Annotated in this window: 22 protein-coding genes; 15 read left to right on the top strand and 7 right to left on the bottom strand. The window is 56.7% G+C overall.

What is annotated here, in order from left to right; genetic code table 11:
• Positions 1-140 precede the first annotated feature (140 nt).
• From typA to ppa, 3 genes are all read left to right on the top strand, one after another.
• Entirely contained in the window at positions 141-1,961 is a 1,821-nt protein-coding gene (typA, locus tag RMR16_RS12405) for a translational GTPase TypA (protein ID WP_320201374.1), read from the top strand.
• Between the two features lie 236 nt (positions 1,962-2,197).
• Positions 2,198-2,704: a GNAT family N-acetyltransferase gene (locus RMR16_RS12400; protein WP_320201375.1), complete on the top strand. Its 507-nt coding sequence runs from the start codon at positions 2,198-2,200 to the stop codon at positions 2,702-2,704.
• A gap of 114 nt (positions 2,705-2,818) precedes the next feature.
• Positions 2,819-3,352, top strand: coding sequence for an inorganic diphosphatase (ppa, locus tag RMR16_RS12395; RefSeq protein ID WP_320201376.1), 534 nt, complete (start codon positions 2,819-2,821; stop codon positions 3,350-3,352).
• 96 nt (positions 3,353-3,448) lie between these two features.
• Here the strand turns inward: ppa and RMR16_RS12390 are convergent, their stop codons facing one another.
• Positions 3,449-3,739 carry a YggT family protein gene (locus RMR16_RS12390; RefSeq protein WP_320201377.1) on the bottom strand — a complete coding sequence of 97 codons (291 nt, stop codon included), beginning with the start codon at positions 3,737-3,739 and terminating at the stop codon, positions 3,449-3,451.
• A 409-nt stretch (positions 3,740-4,148) separates the two neighbouring features.
• On the opposite strand from RMR16_RS12390, the gene RMR16_RS12385 reads away from it, so the two are divergent.
• The gene (locus tag RMR16_RS12385) at positions 4,149-4,577 is read left to right on the top strand and encodes a FliM/FliN family flagellar motor switch protein (RefSeq protein WP_320201378.1); all 429 of its coding nucleotides are present in this window, start codon (positions 4,149-4,151) and stop codon (positions 4,575-4,577) included.
• Positions 4,578-4,588: 11 nt separating this feature from the next.
• Here the strand turns inward: RMR16_RS12385 and RMR16_RS12380 are convergent, their stop codons facing one another.
• From RMR16_RS12380 to hemC, 6 genes are all read right to left on the bottom strand, one after another.
• Positions 4,589-5,320 (bottom strand): glutamine amidotransferase, encoded by a 732-nt coding sequence (locus tag RMR16_RS12380; RefSeq protein ID WP_320201379.1) that lies wholly within the window; start codon positions 5,318-5,320, stop codon positions 4,589-4,591.
• Positions 5,310-5,801, bottom strand: coding sequence for a TerB family tellurite resistance protein (locus tag RMR16_RS12375; protein WP_320201380.1), 492 nt, complete (start codon positions 5,799-5,801; stop codon positions 5,310-5,312). The genes RMR16_RS12380 and RMR16_RS12375 overlap by 11 nt, the downstream gene beginning before the upstream one ends.
• 17 nt (positions 5,802-5,818) lie before the next feature.
• Positions 5,819-7,411 carry a heme biosynthesis protein HemY gene (locus tag RMR16_RS12370; RefSeq protein ID WP_320201381.1) on the bottom strand — a complete coding sequence of 531 codons (1,593 nt, stop codon included), beginning with the start codon at positions 7,409-7,411 and terminating at the stop codon, positions 5,819-5,821.
• Between the two features lie 3 nt (positions 7,412-7,414).
• On the bottom strand, positions 7,415-8,770 hold the full coding sequence (locus tag RMR16_RS12365; protein ID WP_320201382.1) for a COG4223 family protein: 1,356 nt from the start codon (positions 8,768-8,770) through the stop codon (positions 7,415-7,417).
• 72 nt (positions 8,771-8,842) lie between these two features.
• On the bottom strand, positions 8,843-9,568 hold the full coding sequence (locus RMR16_RS12360; RefSeq protein WP_320201383.1) for a uroporphyrinogen-III synthase: 726 nt from the start codon (positions 9,566-9,568) through the stop codon (positions 8,843-8,845).
• A gap of 2 nt (positions 9,569-9,570) precedes the next feature.
• Positions 9,571-10,500 carry a hydroxymethylbilane synthase gene (gene hemC / locus RMR16_RS12355; protein WP_320201384.1) on the bottom strand — a complete coding sequence of 310 codons (930 nt, stop codon included), beginning with the start codon at positions 10,498-10,500 and terminating at the stop codon, positions 9,571-9,573.
• Positions 10,501-10,572: 72 nt separating this feature from the next.
• On the opposite strand from hemC, the gene tsaD reads away from it, so the two are divergent.
• From tsaD to zapE, 11 genes are all read left to right on the top strand, one after another.
• Positions 10,573-11,670 carry a tRNA (adenosine(37)-N6)-threonylcarbamoyltransferase complex transferase subunit TsaD gene (gene tsaD, locus RMR16_RS12350; protein ID WP_320201385.1) on the top strand — a complete coding sequence of 366 codons (1,098 nt, stop codon included), beginning with the start codon at positions 10,573-10,575 and terminating at the stop codon, positions 11,668-11,670.
• Positions 11,667-12,656 carry an NAD(P)H-dependent glycerol-3-phosphate dehydrogenase gene (locus RMR16_RS12345; protein WP_320201386.1) on the top strand — a complete coding sequence of 330 codons (990 nt, stop codon included), beginning with the start codon at positions 11,667-11,669 and terminating at the stop codon, positions 12,654-12,656. The genes tsaD and RMR16_RS12345 overlap by 4 nt, the downstream gene beginning before the upstream one ends.
• Before the next feature lie 21 nt (positions 12,657-12,677).
• Entirely contained in the window at positions 12,678-12,971 is a 294-nt protein-coding gene (locus RMR16_RS12340; protein ID WP_320201387.1) for a YciI-like protein, read from the top strand.
• 6 nt (positions 12,972-12,977) lie between these two features.
• Complete coding sequence (locus RMR16_RS12335; RefSeq protein WP_320201388.1) at positions 12,978-13,421, top strand: EVE domain-containing protein; 444 nt, start codon at positions 12,978-12,980, stop codon at positions 13,419-13,421.
• 7 nt (positions 13,422-13,428) lie between these two features.
• Positions 13,429-14,073, top strand: a complete 645-nt coding sequence (locus tag RMR16_RS12330; RefSeq protein WP_320201389.1) for a class I SAM-dependent methyltransferase — start codon at positions 13,429-13,431, stop codon at positions 14,071-14,073.
• Positions 14,074-14,737: 664 nt separating this feature from the next.
• On the top strand, positions 14,738-15,130 hold the full coding sequence (gene sdhC / locus RMR16_RS12325) for a succinate dehydrogenase, cytochrome b556 subunit (protein WP_320201390.1): 393 nt from the start codon (positions 14,738-14,740) through the stop codon (positions 15,128-15,130).
• Positions 15,131-15,142: 12 nt separating this feature from the next.
• Complete coding sequence (gene sdhD / locus RMR16_RS12320) at positions 15,143-15,523, top strand: succinate dehydrogenase, hydrophobic membrane anchor protein (protein WP_320201391.1); 381 nt, start codon at positions 15,143-15,145, stop codon at positions 15,521-15,523.
• A 6-nt stretch (positions 15,524-15,529) separates the two neighbouring features.
• A complete protein-coding gene (gene sdhA / locus RMR16_RS12315) occupies positions 15,530-17,371 on the top strand; it encodes a succinate dehydrogenase flavoprotein subunit (RefSeq protein ID WP_320201392.1) in 1,842 nt (613 codons plus the stop codon).
• Between the two features lie 17 nt (positions 17,372-17,388).
• Positions 17,389-18,168: a succinate dehydrogenase iron-sulfur subunit gene (locus tag RMR16_RS12310; RefSeq protein ID WP_320201393.1), complete on the top strand. Its 780-nt coding sequence runs from the start codon at positions 17,389-17,391 to the stop codon at positions 18,166-18,168.
• A 207-nt stretch (positions 18,169-18,375) separates the two neighbouring features.
• A complete protein-coding gene (locus tag RMR16_RS12305; protein WP_320201394.1) occupies positions 18,376-18,918 on the top strand; it encodes a protease inhibitor Inh/omp19 family protein in 543 nt (180 codons plus the stop codon).
• Between the two features lie 46 nt (positions 18,919-18,964).
• A complete protein-coding gene (gene zapE, locus RMR16_RS12300) occupies positions 18,965-20,128 on the top strand; it encodes a cell division protein ZapE (RefSeq protein WP_320201395.1) in 1,164 nt (387 codons plus the stop codon).
• The last annotated feature ends 76 nt before the right edge of the window (positions 20,129-20,204 follow it).

The following is a 20,204-nucleotide window of genomic DNA, read 5'->3' as shown; positions in this document are numbered from 1 at the left end:
ACACAACTCTGCTACAGCGTTTTCGCAAGGGGCTTATGTCATAGGCCCCCTTTCATATTTGCAAAAAAAAGGTTATGAGCGCGCAAAACTAAATTGGCGCACACTCAATTGATAGCGCCCAACCTCAGAGATCTTGAACAATGGCAATTCGCAACATCGCGATTATCGCGCACGTTGACCATGGCAAAACGACGCTCGTTGACGAGCTTCTGAAACAGTCCGGTTCGTTCCGCGAAAACCAGCGCGTTGCAGAACGCGTCATGGACAGCAACGACCTCGAAAAAGAACGCGGCATCACCATTCTCGCCAAGGCGACGTCGGTTGAGTGGAAGGGTGTTCGCATCAACATCGTAGACACCCCCGGCCACGCCGACTTCGGCGGTGAAGTTGAGCGTATTCTGTCGATGGTGGACGGCGCGATCGTTCTCGTTGACTCGTCTGAAGGCCCAATGCCGCAGACCAAGTTTGTGGTGTCCAAGGCTCTCAAGGTTGGTCTGCGCCCAATCGTTGCGATCAACAAGATCGACCGTCCGGATGGCCGCCATGAGGAAGTCATCAACGAAGTGTTCGACCTCTTCGCAAACCTCGACGCAACTGACGAGCAGCTCGATTTCCCGATCCTTTACGGTTCTGGTCGCGATGGCTGGATGAACGTCAACCCGGAAGGCCCGAAGGATGAAGGTCTTGCACCTTTGCTCGATCTGGTTCTGAAGCACGTTCCTGAGCCAACAGTTGAAGAAGGTCCGTTCCGTCTGATCGGCACGATCCTTGAAGCCAACCCGTTCCTCGGTCGCATCATCACTGGTCGTATCGCTTCCGGTTCGATCAAGCCGAACCAGGCTGTCAAGGTTCTGGGCCAGGACGGCAAGACGATCGAAACAGGTCGTATTTCCAAGATCCTCGCATTCCGCGGCATCGAGCGCACTGCCATCGACGAAGCCCATGCAGGCGACATCGTCGCTATCGCTGGTCTGTCCAAGGGCACGGTTGCCGACACGTTCTGTGACCCTTCCGTCACCGAAGCGATGAAGGCGCAGCCAATCGATCCGCCAACCGTGACGATGTCCTTCATCGTCAACGACAGCCCGCTGGCTGGCACCGAAGGCGACAAGGTGACGTCCCGCGTTATTCGCGACCGTCTGTACAAGGAAGCCGAAGGCAACGTTGCGCTGAAGATCGAAGAAGCCGAAGGCAAGGACTCGTTCTTCGTGTCCGGTCGTGGCGAATTGCAGCTTGCTGTTCTGATCGAAACCATGCGTCGCGAAGGCTTCGAACTTGCCGTTTCGCGTCCTCGCGTTGTGATGCAGAAGGATGAGAACGGCCAGACCATCGAGCCGATCGAAGAAGTCGTCATCGACGTGGATGAAGAACATTCCGGTATCGTTGTTCAGAAGATGTCTGAGCGCAAAGCTGAAATGACCGAGCTTCGTCCATCCGGCGGCAACCGCGTTCGTCTGAAGTTCCTCGCTCCGACCCGTGGCCTTATCGGCTATCAGTCTGAACTTCTGACAGACACACGCGGCACGGCGATCATGAACCGTCTGTTCCATGACTACCAGCCATTCAAGGGCGCTATCGCTGGTCGCGTCCAAGGTGTTCTGCTGTCGAACGGTTCCGGTGAAGCTGTTGCTTACGCCATGTTCAACCTTGAAGATCGCGGCCCGATGATGATCGAGCCAGGCGAAAAGGTTTACGCTGGCATGATCATCGGCATTCACACACGCGACAACGACCTCGAAGTCAACGTATTGAAGGGCAAGCAGCTCACCAACATTCGTGCCGCTGGCAAGGATGAAGCCGTGAAGCTGACACCGCCAATCCGCATGACGCTTGACCGCGCGCTCTCCTGGATTCAGGACGACGAATTGATGGAAGTGACACCAAAGTCCATCCGTCTGCGCAAGATGTTCCTGGACGCAAACGACCGCAAGCGCTTCGACAAGGCAAAGCTTGCTGGCTGATTGCTGCCACCATCGACACTTTGAGAAACCCGGCCTTTGTGCCGGGTTTTTTGTTTATTGGCGGATTTTTTGTGTGGGCCTGATTTTTTGTGTGGGATTGAGTCGAAGCACCTTGTCTCAATGGTAAAAATTGCGTTAATTTTTTCCGGTCGTCCACATGAATAGGCTGTGGGTAAGCTTGGTGCCGTTAACCTTTATGGCTGGCAAGTTTCCTCCGCCGGGGCCAGAATCGCGTTATGAAAACGTTATCCATAGATATTCGCCGAGCAGAGCCAAGTGACGCGCGTGCCATCTCCGATGCGCACAGATCGTCGTGGCAGCAGGCCTATGCGGGTCTCATTCCCCATAAACCGCTCAGGCAGATGGTGGAGCGTCGTGACGAAGCATGGTGGCGCAAGGCCACACGCGGCTCAGCGACCATGCTGGTGGTCGATGTCGCAGGCGTGGTGGCCGGTTACGCAACGCTTGGCCTCAACCGCGCCCGTGGGCTGCCCTATGACGGCGAAATCTATGAGATTTACCTTCTGCCCGAATATCAGGGTATCGGGCTGGGTTCCTATCTGTTCACCGAAGCGCGCCGTCTGCTGACATCTCTGGGCTGCAACGGGGTGGTGGTGTGGTGCCTTGAAGACAGCGATGTCGCGGGCCGCTTTTTCCGCTCGCATGGCGGGGAAGATGTTGCCGAAGGCATGGAAGACTTTGCCGGCACGCAGTTGCGCAAGCTTGGTTTCGTCTGGCGCTGATTTTTCAGCCTTTTCCCGACATGTGCGAACTACATGGTGACAATGCCGTGTTGCAAAGCTGTGACTTTCCCAGTATCGACATGCCAGTTCAACCCACCTAATCGAGGGAAGCGAATGCGTATCGATGCAATTTCTATCGGCAAGAACCCGCCGGATGACGTCAATGTGATCGTTGAAGTGCCAGTTGGCGGCCATCCGATCAAGTACGAGATGGACAAGGAAGCCGGCGCTCTGGTCGTTGACCGTTTCCTTTACACCCCGATGACCTATCCGGGTAACTACGGTTTCGTGCCGCACACGCTTTCGGAAGATGGCGATCCAATTGACGTTCTGATCTGTAATACACGCCCACTGGTTCCAGGCTGTGTCATCAATGTCCGCCCGATTGGCGTGATGATCATGGAAGACGATGGCGGCAAGGATGAAAAGATCATCGCCGTGCCTGCACCAAAGCTGACGCAGCGTTACGACAAGGTCAACAATTACACAGACCTGCCGGAAATCACACTGAAGCAGATCGAGCACTTCTTTGAGCACTACAAGGATCTGGAGCCTGGCAAGTGGGTCAAGATCGCTGGTTGGCAGGACGTGACCGTTGCCAAGAAGCTGATTGTTGAAGCCATTGAGCGCTACAAAGCGCAGGCCTGATATTAGCGGCACATCTCATTGCGCTAAACATCAAAAATCCTCCGGTTCGGTATCGACCCGGAGGATTTTTTGTTCGTCTCGTCTGATGTCTACCGCTTACGCAACCAGCGGGTAGATCGTGTTCCACATCAGCGAACGGATGAAGAAAATGATCAGCAGCAGAATGATAGGCGAAATGTCGATCCCGCCAAGGTTCGGCAGAACGCGCCTGATGGGGCGTAGCGCCGGTTCGGTGACGTTATAAAGAAAGCTGCCGATCGCGCTCACGAACTGGTTCGAAGAGTTGATGACATTGAAGGCGTAAAGCCAGGAGAAGATGGCGCTGATAATCAACACCCAGGTATAAAGGTTCAAGGCCAGATCGATTGTCTGAAACAGGGCAAGCATCAATGTCTCCATAACATGTGTTGGATGACATTTAGACATTAGCGAACCAACCGGCAAGTGGCCGCGTATTTTGCGGCCTTTGTGACGGGGCATTCAGTTGTTTTCTCGATTTTCCGAATGCGCCTCTCTCACCATGCGCGTGGTCTATGACGATGGACGGCGGAGTGTACGGCGATGTGACACTGTTGCTGAATGCCCATTCAAGGATTGCGTCAATTTGAAAATCCGTGCCATTTTGATGCGGTTATCACCGGTGGCCAGCGCCCAAGGGTGGCAGCCTGTGGATGTTAAAGCTTCCTTAACTGTCGCTTCACTGTTTAATAAATTTCTAACCACTCGCTTTAATCAGAACACTAAAATGCAATCGACCCACGAAAGCGGGGCTGATTCGATGTGCTGAGGGTGTTCCATGATGGATTCAAATGACGATACCGCGCCCTTCGCGTGGCCAGCTTTCGGTGCCGGTTTTAACCAGCCTTACAGTGTCGAGGTTGCGAAGAGCATCCCGGCTTCAGGGCCGCAGGCGGTTCGGGCGCAGCTGACGGATTGGGGTAAACCCGCTCACGATGGTGGCCGCGTGATTGCTGGCTTGCAGCAGGCCGCCGGTAAAAGCTTCGAGGAAATTCCGCTGACGATGGACGTGGTGATAGGGCAGGCGCAGGTGCCGGTCTCCGCGCTCATGTCGCTGACGCGGGATCAGGTCATTCTGCTCAACAAGCGGTTTGGCGACCCGGTGGAAATCAGGGTTAACGGGCAGACCATCGGCAGGGGTGAGATCGTGTCTGATCATCACGACAACATCATCGGGGTCAAGCTGACGGAAGTGTTGCGCACCTGATAGCGCTATGTCTAACGCTGCGGCGTGCCTTCGAAGACCAGATCGAGAAAATGCGATAACCACGCTTTAAGGGCCGTATCGAACAACATGCGGCCTTCCAGATGTTGGCTGCCCACCTGCGCATTCGGCATTCCGAAACGCCCGGCACCGCGCACCACCCAGCTGTGCATCATGGCGCGGGTCAGTTCAGCGTGAAATTGTACGCCCCAGGCATTGTGTCCGTAACGGAACGCCTGATTGGGGTAGGTTTCGCCCGAAGCAAGCAGGTCTGCACCACGCGGCAGATCAAAACCTTCACGGTGGAAGTGATAAACCATCTGCGGCCAGTGCTTCATCAGCAGGCGGCCTTTTTCGGTGGTCTGGAGGGGATACCAGCCGATTTCGACTTTGCCTTCCTTATGCGGATGCACTTTGCCGCCGAGGTTTTTCGACAGCATTTGCGCACCGAGGCAGATGCCAAGAAACGGCTTGCCCTCTTTCAACGGCACATCCAGCCAGTCGATTTCTTTCTTGACGAATTGATCGGGATCGTTGGCGCTCATGGGGCCACCGAAAATGATTGCACCCTTGTGGGCGGATAAGGACGTGGGAAGCTCATCACCCAGCGCAGGGCGACGAATATCCAGCCTGTAGCCCTTTTCGACCAGCATCTGCCCGACCCTGCCGGGTGTGGACCGCTCTTGGTGGAGGACGATCAAAATGCTGTCTTGTCTGGCCTGTTGACGGGCGGGGTCAAACAGCATCTTGCGTGTTTTCGCTTTCTTCGGAAACATTTTTATGGGTCGCAGCCTGCTGGCGTTGCAGGACGCGGTCACGGACGGAAACGCCGAGCAGATCGGCAACCCGCCAGATGACGTGGTCTTCCATCTCGTTGCGTTCGCCATCGGCGTAGACGATGTCCCACAGAATGCCGATGAGTTCGATCCGTTGATCTTCGTTCAGATGGCGGCGAATGTCTGCGGTGAAACGATAATAATCCACCGCCTCCCGACCAGCCTCGCGGCCGGCTTCCATAAGCGCATCCAGCTTTCCGGAGCTGAGGTGATAATGCTCCTGAAGCAGCTCTCTCAGTCGTTCGCGTTCCACCTTTGAAACCGTGCCATCGGCCTCCATTACCTGAAAACAGAGAGCGGCGATAACAACGCGCAAATCATCCGGCGGAAACTCCTGCGATGACCCTCCATGCGCAAGGTTCTGGAAAAACGACTGGATACGTTCGAGCATGGGTTTCCTTGAATGATTTAAAACAACTTGAGGCGCGTTTTTTCGTCAGGTTCAATATTTTGTTTTTTTACACCCGGATCGTCAGGCAATCCGCCGAAAAAGGCAACGGGTTCCGGCTGTTTATTCGGTCGATTTTCTTCCACGGTTTTGGCGGCGTCATTTTTCGCAACAGCGGGTTTTTCCACGACAGCAGGTGCTGCGGGTTCAACGACCTTTACCGGAACCGGAATTTCGATGATCTTTTCGCGAATTTCAGGCTTTACCGCGGCTGGCAACGACGCCAGTGCACTATCGACACTGACATCTTCCACCGGGCCTTCCAGTTGGCCGAAGGGCATTTTCCATTCAAAGGCGTCGAGACGACCGGTGACGGGGGATGCGGGCAGCCACTTTTCCGAAACGATGCCATCGGCCACCCACGCATGGTCGCGTGGTGCGCGCAGAGCCTGCGCCATCCAGTGGCGAACGCGGCCCTGATCTCCGGTTTCGGCTTCTTCGATATCCGCCAGCAGCAGGAAAACGCTTTCGCGCGGTTCTATGCGAGCGGCGGCTTCGGCCTTGGCGCGGGCACGGCCAAAATCCTGTGCATCAAGGGCGGCCTGCGCCACGGCAAACAATGCCTCGACATTGTTGGGTTTCAGGCTTTCCAGCCGCTCGGCGCGTTTCAGACGGTCAACAGCTGTATCGCCGCTGCGGGCGCGAACATAAAGCTGGGCGATCTGCGGGTGCGGCGCAATGCGCCACACCGGCTCCAGAACCGACGCTGCCTTGCGCAAATTGTCTTCACGCAGATAGGACTTCGCGGCCACCAGCGCCGCGGGCACCAGAGCCTTGGACAGTTTCAGCGCCTGTTTGGCATCCTCACGCGCAGCTTTGGGGTCCGCCTCGAATTTCTCTTCGGCTTTCGCTGTCAACAGAACTGCTTTCAGCCGCTCTGCCTCGCCGCGTTCGATAACCTGTGCTGCCTTCTGCTGGTCGAGCAGGCGGATGGCATCATCCCATTCACCGTTGCGGGATTTTGTCTCCAGCGTCGCTTGTGCGGCCCATGGCAGATAGGGGGCGTTCTTGGCGGCATCGGCTGCGTATTCAAGGGCTGCTTCGTTGGCACCCTGACGGCGCGCTTCCATGTAGAGGCCACGTAGGCCAAGTTCGCGCGTTTCCGGGTCTTGCGCCATCGCCTCGAACTTGCGGCGGGCGGCATCATATTTACCTTCGATAAGATCGGCCTGTGCTTCTAGGAGATGGATCAGAGGTTCCTGATCGGCACTCAGCAGACCCTGTGTGCGGGCGGTCATCTTGCGGGCGAGAATAGCGTTGCCTGCACCGGCTGCGATGAGGCCGGTGGATAGCGCCTGATAACCACGGTCCCGTTTGCGGGCGCGGAAGTAGCGGCGCGCCGCATGGGGAGAATTCCAGACCGTGTTGAACAGCCACCAGACGATCATAACCGCCGCGATCAGCGCCGCAACGATGGAGGCGGCAACCATCAGGCTCATTTCAATGAGCTGGCCCTGCCAGACAATCGACAGCACGCCGGGGCGATCCGCCAGCCATGAGAAGCCGAAGCCGATGAGAAGAACGATGACGACGAAACTGATGATTTTTGTCATGTCTTATCCCTGCTGGCCGGTGCTGGTGATGGCGCGTGTGAGCGTACCGTTCACAAGGTCTTCCACCTGAACGCGGGCATCCAGCGATTTTTTGAAATCGGCAGAGACAGCTTTGGCTGGCTCAGGCAGGCCATCCCACTCCAATGTCGCGCCCTTGAGGTCGCCATTGCGCAGCTTGTCTTCCATGCGGGCGATTTTGGCGTCTGCGCCTTCACCTTCGACATTGCCGACGGGACGAACCTTGACCAGCGAAAGCGCACTTTCCGTCAGCCGGTCAAATATGCCCTGATTGGGGTCCGTCTGATTGAGGGAATTCAACATGGCGTTGGCGACATCCGGGAAATTCCGCGTTAATTCGGAGCGCGACGGAATGCCCGTATTGGCGAAGGGTCGCAATGACTGGATGGCAGGGTCATCCGGTGTGACGCGGGACAGCGTGTCGAGTTCGGTGAGGAACGGGCCGCCGCGATCGATTGCCGCTTTCAGACCGGCGGATGCGATGGCGCGGGCCACCTCGATATCGTCACGCGGTTCGTTGATCTTGGTTTCTGCGTCAGTCAAGCGACGTATCAGCTCTGCATTGGCGGTGTCCTGCGCCGATTTTTCTGATTGCAGTGTCGAAACCGTGCTTTCAAGCGCCGTGAGCTTACCCGCGAGATCGCTACCGCTGCTGGACGCTGTGGAACTTTCCAAAGCAGCGAGGCGTGTCTCCAACGCCGATGTGTCCGCCGTTGCCTGTGGCGCGTTGGCAATCTGCTCACGCAGGCTGGCGACCTGTGTTTTCAGTGTGGCAAGTTCACTTGCGGAACTGCTGTTGCTGGAAAACGGTGGCAGATAACCGGCATACTGCATGCTGCCGGCGGCCAGAAGCGCAATCAACCCGCCGACGATGCCAGCGGCAACAAGCCCGGAATTTCCGGCGCGATGTGCCGTGTCACTTTTGGCTGTGGCCGGCGTGCTGCTGGATGGTTTGGCCTCTGAAGCTTGTGGGGTTGGCTTTGGTTTCGGCGGTTCCGGTTTGGTCTCGGACGTCTTTGGCGCTTCAGATTTCAGGGGTGGAGCAGATGTCGTTTTCGCAGATGATTCAGACCCGACGGTTTCATCCGATTTCTGAACGTTCGGCTGCGGCTCAATCGGGGTTTTGACCGGTTGGTCCCAAACAGGCTTGAGGTTTTCTTTCGAAGCGCCAGCCGGGTTAAATGCCGTATCCTTCGGCACCTCTGGTACGGATTGAGCCATGGCCTCGGAGGAAACGGCATCCTTGTCTTCGCTGATAGCCGTCACGTCCTTGGCGTCCAGGTCAATTGTGACCGGCTCGGTTGTGGACTTGGAGTGGCGTGGCGGTTTTCCCGTTACCATGACAACCTCATTCTGCCTGCATTTCCTTAAATCTAGTCAGTGATGGCGGCAAAGGAAAGGGGCTAGAGGGAATTAGGTTCCCGCTGCGCGATCAAGAAGATCGAACATTTCGGCTTCGCTTGGCGTGGCACTGGCCTGCGCTGCGTGTTGAAACGCTTTTGGAATATGGGAAAGCACCTTGCTGCTGATGCAAATGAATTTGCATGTATTCAGCCGTTCAAAAAGTGCGTGTTCTGACATGAGGGCAAAGAATATTCGCACAGCTTCGGTGGAGTAAAAAAGCACGGCGTTGATTGGTGATGCCGTGAGGAGGTCTTCGAGTTGCGGGCGTGTCCAAAACACGGGCTGCATCTCGTAAATTTCGGCTGTTTCGAACGGCACGTTCAGCGCGAAAAGCCTGTCTTCAAAGCCGGGCTCTCTTGGCTTGCCTGCCAGATAGAGAACCGAGGCTTTTGGTGCCTGTGCCTGCGCTATCAATTGCGCCAGTGCCGAGCCGTCGCTTTCACCAGCGACGATATTTTGGAAGCCCGCATCGCGGGCTGCGCCTGCCGATGCCGGGCCGACCGCAAACAAAAGCGTGTGACGAATGGCAGAAATGTCCGTTTCTAACAGTGCACGAATGGCTTCGGCACTTGTCACTGCCAACGCTGCGGGCTGTTTTGCCAAGGCCGCGATGGCGACCTCGGCGTAATGAACAGGTGCTGTGAGCGATAACAGGATTGGCCAATGCCCGCGTTCACGCAAAAGTGTCGCCGTCTTTTGACCCGAACGTTCCGGGCGGGTGACGACGACGCGCATGGTTACGTCCAGCCTTCGAAAAAGCCGGTGCCAGCCGCAGTGCGAACCTGTTCACCGGCCTGTTTGCCGAGTTCCAGCGCTTGCCCGCGTTTGCCGGATAGTTCGATGCCATGCTCCGTCCGTCCATCTGGCGTCAGGATAAGCCCCGAGAAATGCAGGTCATCACCATCGCACACGGCATAACCGGCAATCGGCGTGCGACAGGAGCCATCCAGCACCGACAGGAAAGCGCGCTCGCAGGACACAGCGTCATAGGTAGGGCAGTGATTGATGGCAGACAGCAGATCGTTGACGCGGGTATCGCCGATACGGCTTTCAATACCGATCGCGCCCTGCGCCGGGGCGGGGAGGAAGTCCTTGATTTCCAAAAGCTCGGTGGGGACGTCTGCCATGTTGAGGCGCTTGAGACCGGCGAAGGCCAGCAATGTCGCATCTGCCAAACCGTCTTCCAGCTTGCGCAGACGGGTTGCTACAGCCCCGCGAAAGAGAATGACGTTGAGATCTGGCCTGACACGGCGGATCAGCGCCTGTCGGCGCAGGGATGCGGAACCGACAGTAGCGCCGTGCGGCAGTTCGATCAGCTTTAAGGCGGCGCGCCCGATGAAGGCATCGCGAACATCTTCACGGGGAAGGAAGGCGGAAAGATGCAAGCCCTCCGGCAGCGTCGTCGCCATGTCCTTGGAAGAATGCACCGCAAAATCCAGCTCACCGGACAGAAGTTTTGTTTCCAGCTCCTCGGTAAACAGGCCTTTGCCGCCGACCTCTGACAGAGCGCGATCCGCGATGCGGTCGCCCTTGGTGGTGATTGGCACGATCTCGAACATCGCTTCTGGCAAGCCATGCGCCTGCATCAACCGGTCACGGGTTTCAAACGCCTGAGCAAGCGCCAAGGGGCTGCCGCGTGTGCCGATTCGGAAAGGTTTTGTTTGCATCCATTTCTATCCGTTGTTACCGGAGGTGTTCGTACCTAAGTTTCCGAAGCACCGCAATGAACGAACCGGCTGATGACCCCCTTTCTTCGTATCCTCGGCATTGAGACAAGTTGTGACGAAACCGCTGCATCCGTGGTGGTTCGGCATGTGGACGGGCGCGGTGAGATCGCCTCCGACGTCGTTTTGTCGCAGCTTGAAGAACATAGCGCATATGGTGGCGTCGTGCCGGAAATCGCTGCGCGCGCCCATGTGGAGGCACTCGACACGCTGGTGGAAGAAGCATTGGCCGAGGCAGGCGTGACGCTTGCCGATATCGATGCCGTTGCTGCCACGTCCGGGCCGGGGTTGATCGGCGGGTTGATCGTCGGTTTGATGACCGGCAAGGCAATTGCCAAAGCGGCGGATAAACCGCTCTATGCCATCAACCATCTGGAAGGCCACGCGCTCACCGCGCGGCTGACGGACGGGCTTTCGTTCCCCTACCTCATGCTGCTGGTTTCCGGCGGGCATACGCAGCTCATTCTCGTGCGTGGCGTGGGCCACTATGAGCGCTGGGGCACGACGATTGACGATGCGCTGGGTGAGGCCTTCGATAAGACCGCGAAGCTGCTCGGCTTGCCTTATCCCGGTGGGCCTGCGGTGGAAAAGGCGGCGGCAAATGGCAACCCGGATCGTTTTGCCCTGCCACGCCCGATGGTGGGTGAAACAAGGCTCGATTTTTCTTTCTCCGGTTTGAAGACGGCTGTGAGACAAGCGGCGACGGCGATTGCGCCTCTGTCCGATCAGGATATTGCCGATATCTGCGCCTCTTTCCAGAAGGCGGTGTCGCGCACCTTGAGAGACCGGATAGGCCGTGGCCTGCAACGCTTCCTCGAAGAATTTCGCGATGTGGATGGCGGCCCGGCGCTGGTGGTTGCTGGCGGTGTCGCTGCCAATCAGGAAATCCGCCGCACCCTTCAGGAACTGTGCGACAAAAATGGCTTCCGTTTTATCGCGCCGCCCTTGCAGCTTTGCACCGACAACGCCGCGATGATTGCTTGGGCCGGTTTGGAGCGTATGGCTAAAGGACTAGAGCCGGACGATTTCGATGTTCAGCCGCGCTCCCGCTGGCCGCTGGACGCACAGGCGCAAACGCTGATTGGTTTTGGCAAGCGCGGAGCGAAAGCATGACGGCACGCCAAAAAGTCGTGGTCATTGGTGCAGGTGCCTTCGGGACCGCGATTGCCGTGATGGTGGCGCTGGAAAACCGTCATGATGTGACATTGCTCGGCCGTGATCCTGCTCTGATGGCGGATTTGCAGACTGATGGCGTGCACGATGCGGCGCTGCCGGGCATCGCATTGCCGGATTCGCTTCACTATTCTGCGGAACCTGAGGTGCTGCGGAACGCTGGCATCGTTCTCTTCGCCATGCCATCGCAAGCGCAGGCTGACGCGGCACGCAACTACGGTCCTTATCTGGCTAAGGATGCCGTTGTGGTGACCTGTGCCAAGGGTATCGACCGTTCATCCGGGTATTTGTTGACGGATGTGCTGGAGCAGGAATTGCCGCATCACCCGGTCGGCGTTCTCTCCGGCCCCGGTTTTGCTGCCGATATTGCCAAGGGCCTGCCAACCGCCATGGCTGTTGCTGCTGACGACACGGCCATTGCCGAGCAATTGGCGCAAACGATTTCCGGGCGTACCTTTCGGCTTTATGCTTCGACGGACCGCACTGGTGTACAGCTTGGCGGAGCGTTGAAAAACGTGCTGGCGATTGCCGCCGGTATCGTCGAAGGGGCGGGCCTTGGAGATTCGGCACGTGCCGCCCTGATTTCGCGTGGCCTGGCGGAAATGTCGCGGCTGGTCGTTGCCATGGGTGGCAAGGCAGATACGGTGAGCGGTCTTTCGGGCCTTGGCGATCTGGTTTTGACGGCCACCAGCCATCAATCGCGCAATTTGCGTTTCGGCATTTTGTTGGGGCAGGGCGGTGATCCGGCATCCTTCCATGGCGGGTTGGTGGAAGGCGCTTATGCCGCCTCCGTCGCCTCACGCCTTGCGGATGGTCTAGGCATCGAAATGCCGATTACCGATGCTGTTGCGGCGATTATCGACGGACGGCTCGATATCAAAACCGCCATTCAACAATTGATGACACGGCCCATTACCACCGAGTGATGCGCTCAAGAGGAGACGAAAATGCTGTTTGCCTTCATCTGCAAAGACAAGCCCGACCATCTGCATGTGCGTATGGAAACCCGTCCGGTGCATCTGGAGCACCTGAACAAATTGAACGCCGAGGGCACCTTGAAAATTGCCGGTCCGTTTCTGGATGCCGAGGGCAAGCCGAATGGCAGCCTGATTATCGTTGAGGCCGCCGATATCGATGCGGCGAAGGCGTTGGCCGATGCGGACCCTTACGCAAAGGCTGGTCTGTTCGAAAGCGTTGACGTGAAGCCCTATAATTGGGTCTTCAACAATCCGGGAGCGTGATTGGATATGGCGAATTATTGGCTTTTCAAGTCCGAGCCGTCCACATGGTCGTGGGCGCAGCAGAAGGCCAAGGGCGAGGCAGGCGAAGAGTGGGGCGGCGTCCGCAATTATCAGGCGCGCAACAATATGCGCGCCATGAAAATTGGCGATAAAGGCTTCTTCTACCACTCCAATGAGGGGCTGGAGGTCGTCGGCATCGTGGAAGTCTGTGAGTTGTCGAGGCCAGATTCCACGGCTGAAGGCGATGCCCGCTGGGACTGTGTGCATATCAAAGCCGTTTGCGATGTGCCGAAACCGGTTACGCTCAAGGATGTGAAGGCCAGCGAAAAGCTCGCCAAGATGTCTCTCGTCACCTCCATGCGGCTTTCCGTTCAGCCGGTTCTGCTGGAGGAATATCTGGAAGTCTGCCGCATGGGCAACGTCGACAACCCGCCGCGTTCACCGGATTGAAGATCGTTTGAAGACCGATCCCAGGCAATTCATCCTCGCCAATACGAGCGTCATGGCGCCGCCGCATGTGCCGGAAATCAGGCTGCATCTGGCCAGCGAAGCGCATGAGCTTTGGCTGAAAACCGAAGAGGAATTGCAGGAGATCGGCCTGCCGCCGCCATTCTGGGCGTTCGCCTGGGCTGGCGGGCAGGGACTTGCCCGTTATGTTCTGGATCATCCCGATGTTGTGGCGGGCAAGCGTGTGGTGGATTTTGCCAGCGGCTCCGGGCTGGTGGCAATCGCGGCCGCGAAGGCCGGTGCGCTTGCGGTGAAGGCGGTTGATATCGATCCGTGGACGCAAACCGCTGTGTCACTCAACGCTGCGGAAAATAGCGTGGCGATCGGTTTTTCTGGTGAGAATATCATCGGCACGGATATCGACGCAGATGTGCTGCTGGCGGGCGATGTATTTTATGATCGTTCCTTTGCCGAGGCGTTGACGCCATGGTTGTCTGCGCTGGCTCGGAAAGGTGTCACCGTTCTGGTCGGCGATCCCGGTCGCGCCTATTTGCCGAAAGAGCAATTACAAGCTTGTGCTACTTACAAGGTGCCGGTCACGCGTTCGCTGGAAGACAGTGAAGTCAAGAAAACCACCGTCTGGCAGTTCGTTTAAGTTCGCTATCGACCGCGGATGATACAGACCCCTGCTTCATACGAGCATTCTGCCCCCACTGTTCTTTGATTGACGTGAATAATGCGAGATCTCGGGGCATTGTTCGCCGAGGGTGCGTCCGAATATCTGCCGCCATCTCTCGCAAAATAGATGCCATTATAGGGCGCACGGACCCCAGAAATGCCTCCGACATAGGTGCCAATTCCTCTCAGATAAGTTGGCAAACCATCGCCACCATAGAAAGAGCGCTCCTGATGCCTGTTCATTTTATAACGTGGTGCTTCCGTCGCAGGGGCGTTAGAATTGCCAGATATGAAGGCTGTCATTGCGATGGTTATGGCTGCGATTCGGGTCGATAACATGAGCGATATCCTCCGGATTTTTACGCCCTGTCGACCATCGATCTGGCGTTATTTATTTACGTAAACGTAAGAATTTTACCTTTGTGAGACTTGGAAACGCTGGATATTTTATTTTCGATCCATCTTTTTTCAAAGATTCGCCCATACACAATCGATTAAATTCAATTCGACTGTCAATTGTGCTTGTGGTGATGGCATCTGGCGATTAAAGGTCGCGGTTGGTGCAATGCACATTCTTTCGTCATGTGTGTTGTTTGGGGGCGCTCGAAATTCGGAGTGCCAAGAAACGCCGTGAGGTTCATATGGCGAATACGACAAACAATCGGCCTCTGTCGCCGCATCTTCAAATTTATAAGCCTATTCCAACGATGATTGCGTCTATCGTGCACCGCATTACCGGCAGTGCATTGTATTTCGGCACACTGCTCGTTGCCTGGTGGCTGGTCGCGGCCGCATCCGGTGTCGATGCCTATAGCTGGGTCCAGTGGGCCATGAGCTCCATCATCGGCAAGATCGTTTTGATCGGCTACACATGGGCGCTCGTCCACCACCTGCTCGGCGGTCTGCGCCACTTCATGTGGGATCTGGGGCATGGTTTCGATAAGCATTTTACCACGAAGATGGCCAAGGCCTCTTTTGTGGCGTCGATCTGTCTGACCGCGCTGATCTGGGTCGTTGCCCTGATCGTGCGCTGAGGAGATACTGTCATGGATATGCGTACACCTCTCGGTAAGGTTCGCGGTCTTGGTTCCGCCAAGGAAGGCACAGAGCATTTCTGGCGCCAGCGTGTCACGGCCGTTGCCAACGTTCCTCTGTTGCTGTTCTTCGTTGTTTTCCTCGTCATGTACGGCGGCGCACCGTATGAAGAGGTTGCTTCCGCCCTGTCCAATCCGCTTGTTGCGGTGACGATGGCACTGGTGGTGATTTCCGGCCTCATTCACATGAAGCTTGGCATGCAGGTCATCATCGAAGACTATGTACACGCCGAAGTTCCAAAGCTCGTGCTTCTGATGCTCAACACTTTCTTCACGGTGATCGTGGGCGGTCTCTGTCTCTTCGCCGTTCTGAAAATCGCATTCGCAGGATAATCCGTCATGGCATCGATCAGTTCACCATCTCAGAACGGCAAGGCCTATACCTACGTCGACCACTCCTATGATGTGATTGTCGTGGGTGCAGGTGGCGCGGGTCTACGCGCCACGCTCGGCATGGCCGAGCAGGGCTTCAAAACGGCCTGCATCACCAAGGTTTTCCCAACCCGTTCGCACACTGTTGCGGCGCAGGGCGGCATCGCCGCCTCGCTGACCAACATGACGCCTGACTGTTGGCAATGGCACCTTTACGACACCGTCAAGGGCTCTGACTGGCTGGGCGACGTCGACGCCATGCAATATCTCGCCATGGAAGCGCCAAAGGCGGTCTATGAGCTGGAGCATTACGGCGTGCCCTTCTCGCGTAACGCCGAAGGCAAGATTTACCAGCGCCCGTTTGGCGGCCACATGCAGAATTACGGTGAAGGCCCGCCGGTACAGCGCACATGCGCTGCCGCCGACCGTACCGGCCACGCCATTCTGCACACGCTGTATGGTCAGTCCCTGCGCAACAACGCCGAATTCTTCATCGAATATTTCGCGCTCGACCTCATCATGTCCGATGATGGCCGTTGCACGGGCGTTGTCGCCTGGAACCTCGATGACGGTACGATCCATCGCTTCTCTGCCAAGATGGTGGTGCTGGCGACCGGCGGTTATGGCCGCGCCTATTTCTCTGCAACATCCGCGCACACCTGCACGGGCGATGGCGGCGGCATGATTGCACGCGCCGGCTTACCGCTTCAGGATATGGAATTCGTTCAGTTCCACCCGACCGGCATTTACGGTGCGGGCTGCCTGATTACCGAGGGTGCACGTGGTGAGGGCGGCTATCTCGTCAACTCTGAAGGCGAGCGCTTCATGGAGCGTTATGCACCTTCCGCCAAGGATCTTGCCTCGCGTGACGTTGTCTCGCGCTGCATGACCATGGAAATCCGCGAAGGCCGTGGCGTTGGCAAGAACAAGGATCACATCTTCCTGCATCTGGATCACCTTGATCCGGCCATCCTGCATGAGCGTCTGCCGGGCATTTCCGAAAGCGCCAAGATTTTTGCGGGCGTGGACGTCACGCGCGAACCCATCCCGGTTCTGCCGACGGTTCATTACAATATGGGTGGCATTCCAACCAACTATTGGGGTGAAGTACTGAACGCGGATGCCAACAATCCAGAGCGCGTCGCGCCGGGCTTGATGGCCGTCGGTGAAGCAGGTTGCGCATCGGTGCACGGTGCAAACCGTCTCGGCTCCAACTCGCTGATCGACCTTGTCGTGTTCGGTCGCGCTGCTGCAATCCGTGCTGCGGAAGTTATCGACCGCGCTTCGCCCGTTCCTGAACTGAACATCGCTGCGTGCGACAAGATCATGGAGCGCTTTGACCGTCTGCGCAACGCCAATGGCAGCACACCAACGGCCGTTCTGCGTGACAAGATGCAGCGCGCCATGCAGGACGATGCTGCCGTGTTCCGCACGCAGGAATCGCTGGAAAGCGGTTGCCAGCGTCTTTCCGCCATCTGGAAGGAATTGCCGGACATCAAGGTTACGGACCGTTCGATGGTCTGGAACTCCGATCTGGTCGAAACGCTTGAGCTTGAAAACCTCATGGCCAACGCCATCACCACGGTTTACGGCGCGGAAGCCCGCAAGGAAAGCCGTGGAAGCCATGCGCGCGAAGACTTCGTCGATGGTCCGTTTGCCGGTCGCGATGACGTCAACTGGCGCAAGCACACGCTGGCCTGGGTTAACGCCGAGGGCGACGTGAAGCTCGATTATCGTCCGGTTCACACCGAACTCATCGCTGATGGCATCGATCCCAAGAAGATCGCGCCAAAAGCGCGCGTCTACTGATTTGAGAGGAACTGGACATGGTTGAACTCGCTCTTCCTAAAAACTCTCAAATGACCGAGGGCAAGGTCTGGCCGAAGCCTGCTGGCGCGAAGAATGTTCGCGAGTATCGGGTGTATCGCTGGAATCCTGATGATGGTCAGAACCCGCGTATCGATACCTATTATATCGACATCGATGATTGCGGCCCGATGGTTCTCGATGCGCTTTTGTACATCAAGAACAACATCGACCCGACATTGACGCTGCGCCGCTCCTGCCGTGAAGGCATTTGTGGTTCGTGCGCCATGAACATCGATGGCACGAACACACTGGCCTGCACCAAGGGCATGGAAGAAATCAAGGGCACGGTTAAGGTTTATCCCTTGCCACATATGCCTGTCGTGAAGGACCTTATTCCCGATCTGTCGAACTTCTACGCGCAGCACCGCTCTATCGAACCTTGGTTGAAGACGGTTTCGCCAGCACCTGCCAAGGAATGGAAGCAGAGCCATGACGACCGCCAGAAACTGGATGGTCTTTATGAGTGCATTCTGTGCGCCTGCTGCTCCACCTCCTGTCCCAGCTATTGGTGGAATGGCGACCGTTACCTCGGTCCAGCCGTTCTGCTGCAAGCCTATCGCTGGCTGATCGACAGTCGTGATGAAGCGACGGGTGAGCGTCTCGACAACCTCGAGGACCCCTTCCGCCTTTATCGCTGCCACACCATCATGAACTGCGCGCAAGCCTGCCCCAAGGGTCTGAACCCGGCTAAGGCGATTGCCGAAATCAAAAAGATGATGGTCGAGCGCCGCGTTTAAATGCACCCCAAAAATTGAACGCTACAAACAGGCCGCGACTTCCAGTCGTGGCCTGTTTGGTAATAACAGAAGCGGAAATTTTCTATAAAATTCGACTGAAATGGCAATTATCGTGGCGGTAGCTTGCCTTAGCTAATCCTTTGGTAATAATTCAGCCGTTTTGTGTAGACATGTTCTTTCCGAAATGCAGAGAATCGGGAGCTAGAGATGCAATTCAGATATGTGGTGACGGGTCTTGCGGTGGTTATGAGCCTCGCCGGTTGCCAGCGTACCTCTTACGATTACAACAGCACCCCTAACAACAATCCCGGTTATACGCCGCCGCTTCAGGCACAGCCTGTGCCGTCCGTTCAGTCCGGTGCGCTTCCGCCTCCTGGTGCTGCTGCTCCCGGTCAGTTCCCGACAGCGCCTGCTGGTGGTGCTGCACCTGGTGGCGTCAATGTCGCGTCGGCAGCGCCTGCGACGGCGTTGGATGTCACCAAGGAATCCATGGTCGGTAACTGGCGCGTTTCGAATGGCGGCGCGAGCTGCGATATGTTCCTGACGCTGACCAATCTGGGCAGCGGTTCACGCGGCGGTACGCGCGGTTGCGCAGGCGAACTGTCGTCCATGGGGTCATGGGAAGTGTCTGCCAAGACGGTTGTGTTCAAGAACCGGTCTGGCGATACGATCGGTCGCGTCTACAAGACCGGCACGACACGTTATGACGGCACCACCAACATTGGCCAGCCGCTCAGCCTCAGCCGATAATTCCTGTCACGCGGGTGCTTCTGGTGCCCGCGTATGAGGCGCATCCATGCAGCCATTGCCCGATTACAATCATAGTGTCGTTGAACAGCTCAACGCGTTGACGGCGTCTGGCGAGTTGAAAGCCGATGCCGCGCAGTTGGATGTGGCGGCACATCTGGATCGTATCCTCACTGACCTCAAAATCCGTAAGCCGGCCAAGAAAAAGAGTGCGCTTGGGTGGATGTTTGCCAAAAAGGCAGGCCCGGCCCCCTCGGTGAAGGGTCTTTATGTTCACGGCAGCGTCGGTCGCGGCAAAACCATGCTGATGGACATGTTCTTTCAGGTTGCTCCAGTCGAAAAGAAACGTCGCTGCCATTTCCATGAATTCATGGCCGATGTGCACAATCGCGTTCACGCCCATCGTCAGAAATTGAAGAGTGGCGAAACGAAGCAGGCGGACCCGATTCCGCCGGTTGCTGCTCAGCTTCTGGCAGAGGCAGAGCTTCTGTGCTTTGATGAATTTACAGTGACCGATATCGCCGATGCGATGATCCTGGCGCGGCTTTTCACCGAGCTGTTTGCCCATGGCTGCACGTTGGTGACGACGTCGAATGTGGTGCCCGATAATCTCTATAAGGACGGGCTCAATCGCGGACTTTTCCTGCCCTTCGTTGATATGCTCAAAAAACATGTCGAGGTGGTGACGCTGGACAGCCCGACCGATTACCGCATGGAAAAGATCAAGAGCCTGCCGGTGTATGTCACGCCACTGGATGCACATGCGGATCAGGCCATGGACATGGCATGGAACCAGTTGACGGCAGGCCACGTCGCCGCACCGACCGAAATTCCGATGAAGGGTCGTTTGATCCTTGTGCCAAAGGCGGCAGGCCGGACGGCACGTTTTTCGTTTACCGACCTGTGCGAAAAGCCGCTTGGCGCATCGGATTTTCTGGCAATCGCAGATCGTTTCGACACGATATTCATCGACCATATTCCGCTGCTGAATGCAGACAAACGCAACGAGACGAAACGGTTTATTATCCTTATCGACGCATTGTACGACCACAGCGTGCGGTTGTTTGCCTCTGCTGCTGCCATGCCCGAAGCCCTGCTGGGCAAGCGCAAGGGGACGGAAGGTTTCGAGTTCGACCGAACCGCATCTCGGCTGTTTGAGATGCGCAGCGCCGATTATCTGGCCTTGCATAACGAAAAACGGGCAAGTTCATGACAGATTTGTAACTTATTTTCTTACGTTTACGTAAGATTTTTATCATCTAAACGATTGAAAATCCTTGCGCATAAAG

Origin of the sequence: Agrobacterium sp. rho-13.3, from assembly GCF_033957765.2 — a bacterium.
Taxonomy (GTDB): domain Bacteria; phylum Pseudomonadota; class Alphaproteobacteria; order Rhizobiales; family Rhizobiaceae; genus Agrobacterium.
This window is presented reverse-complemented; position numbering and strand designations above follow the sequence as displayed.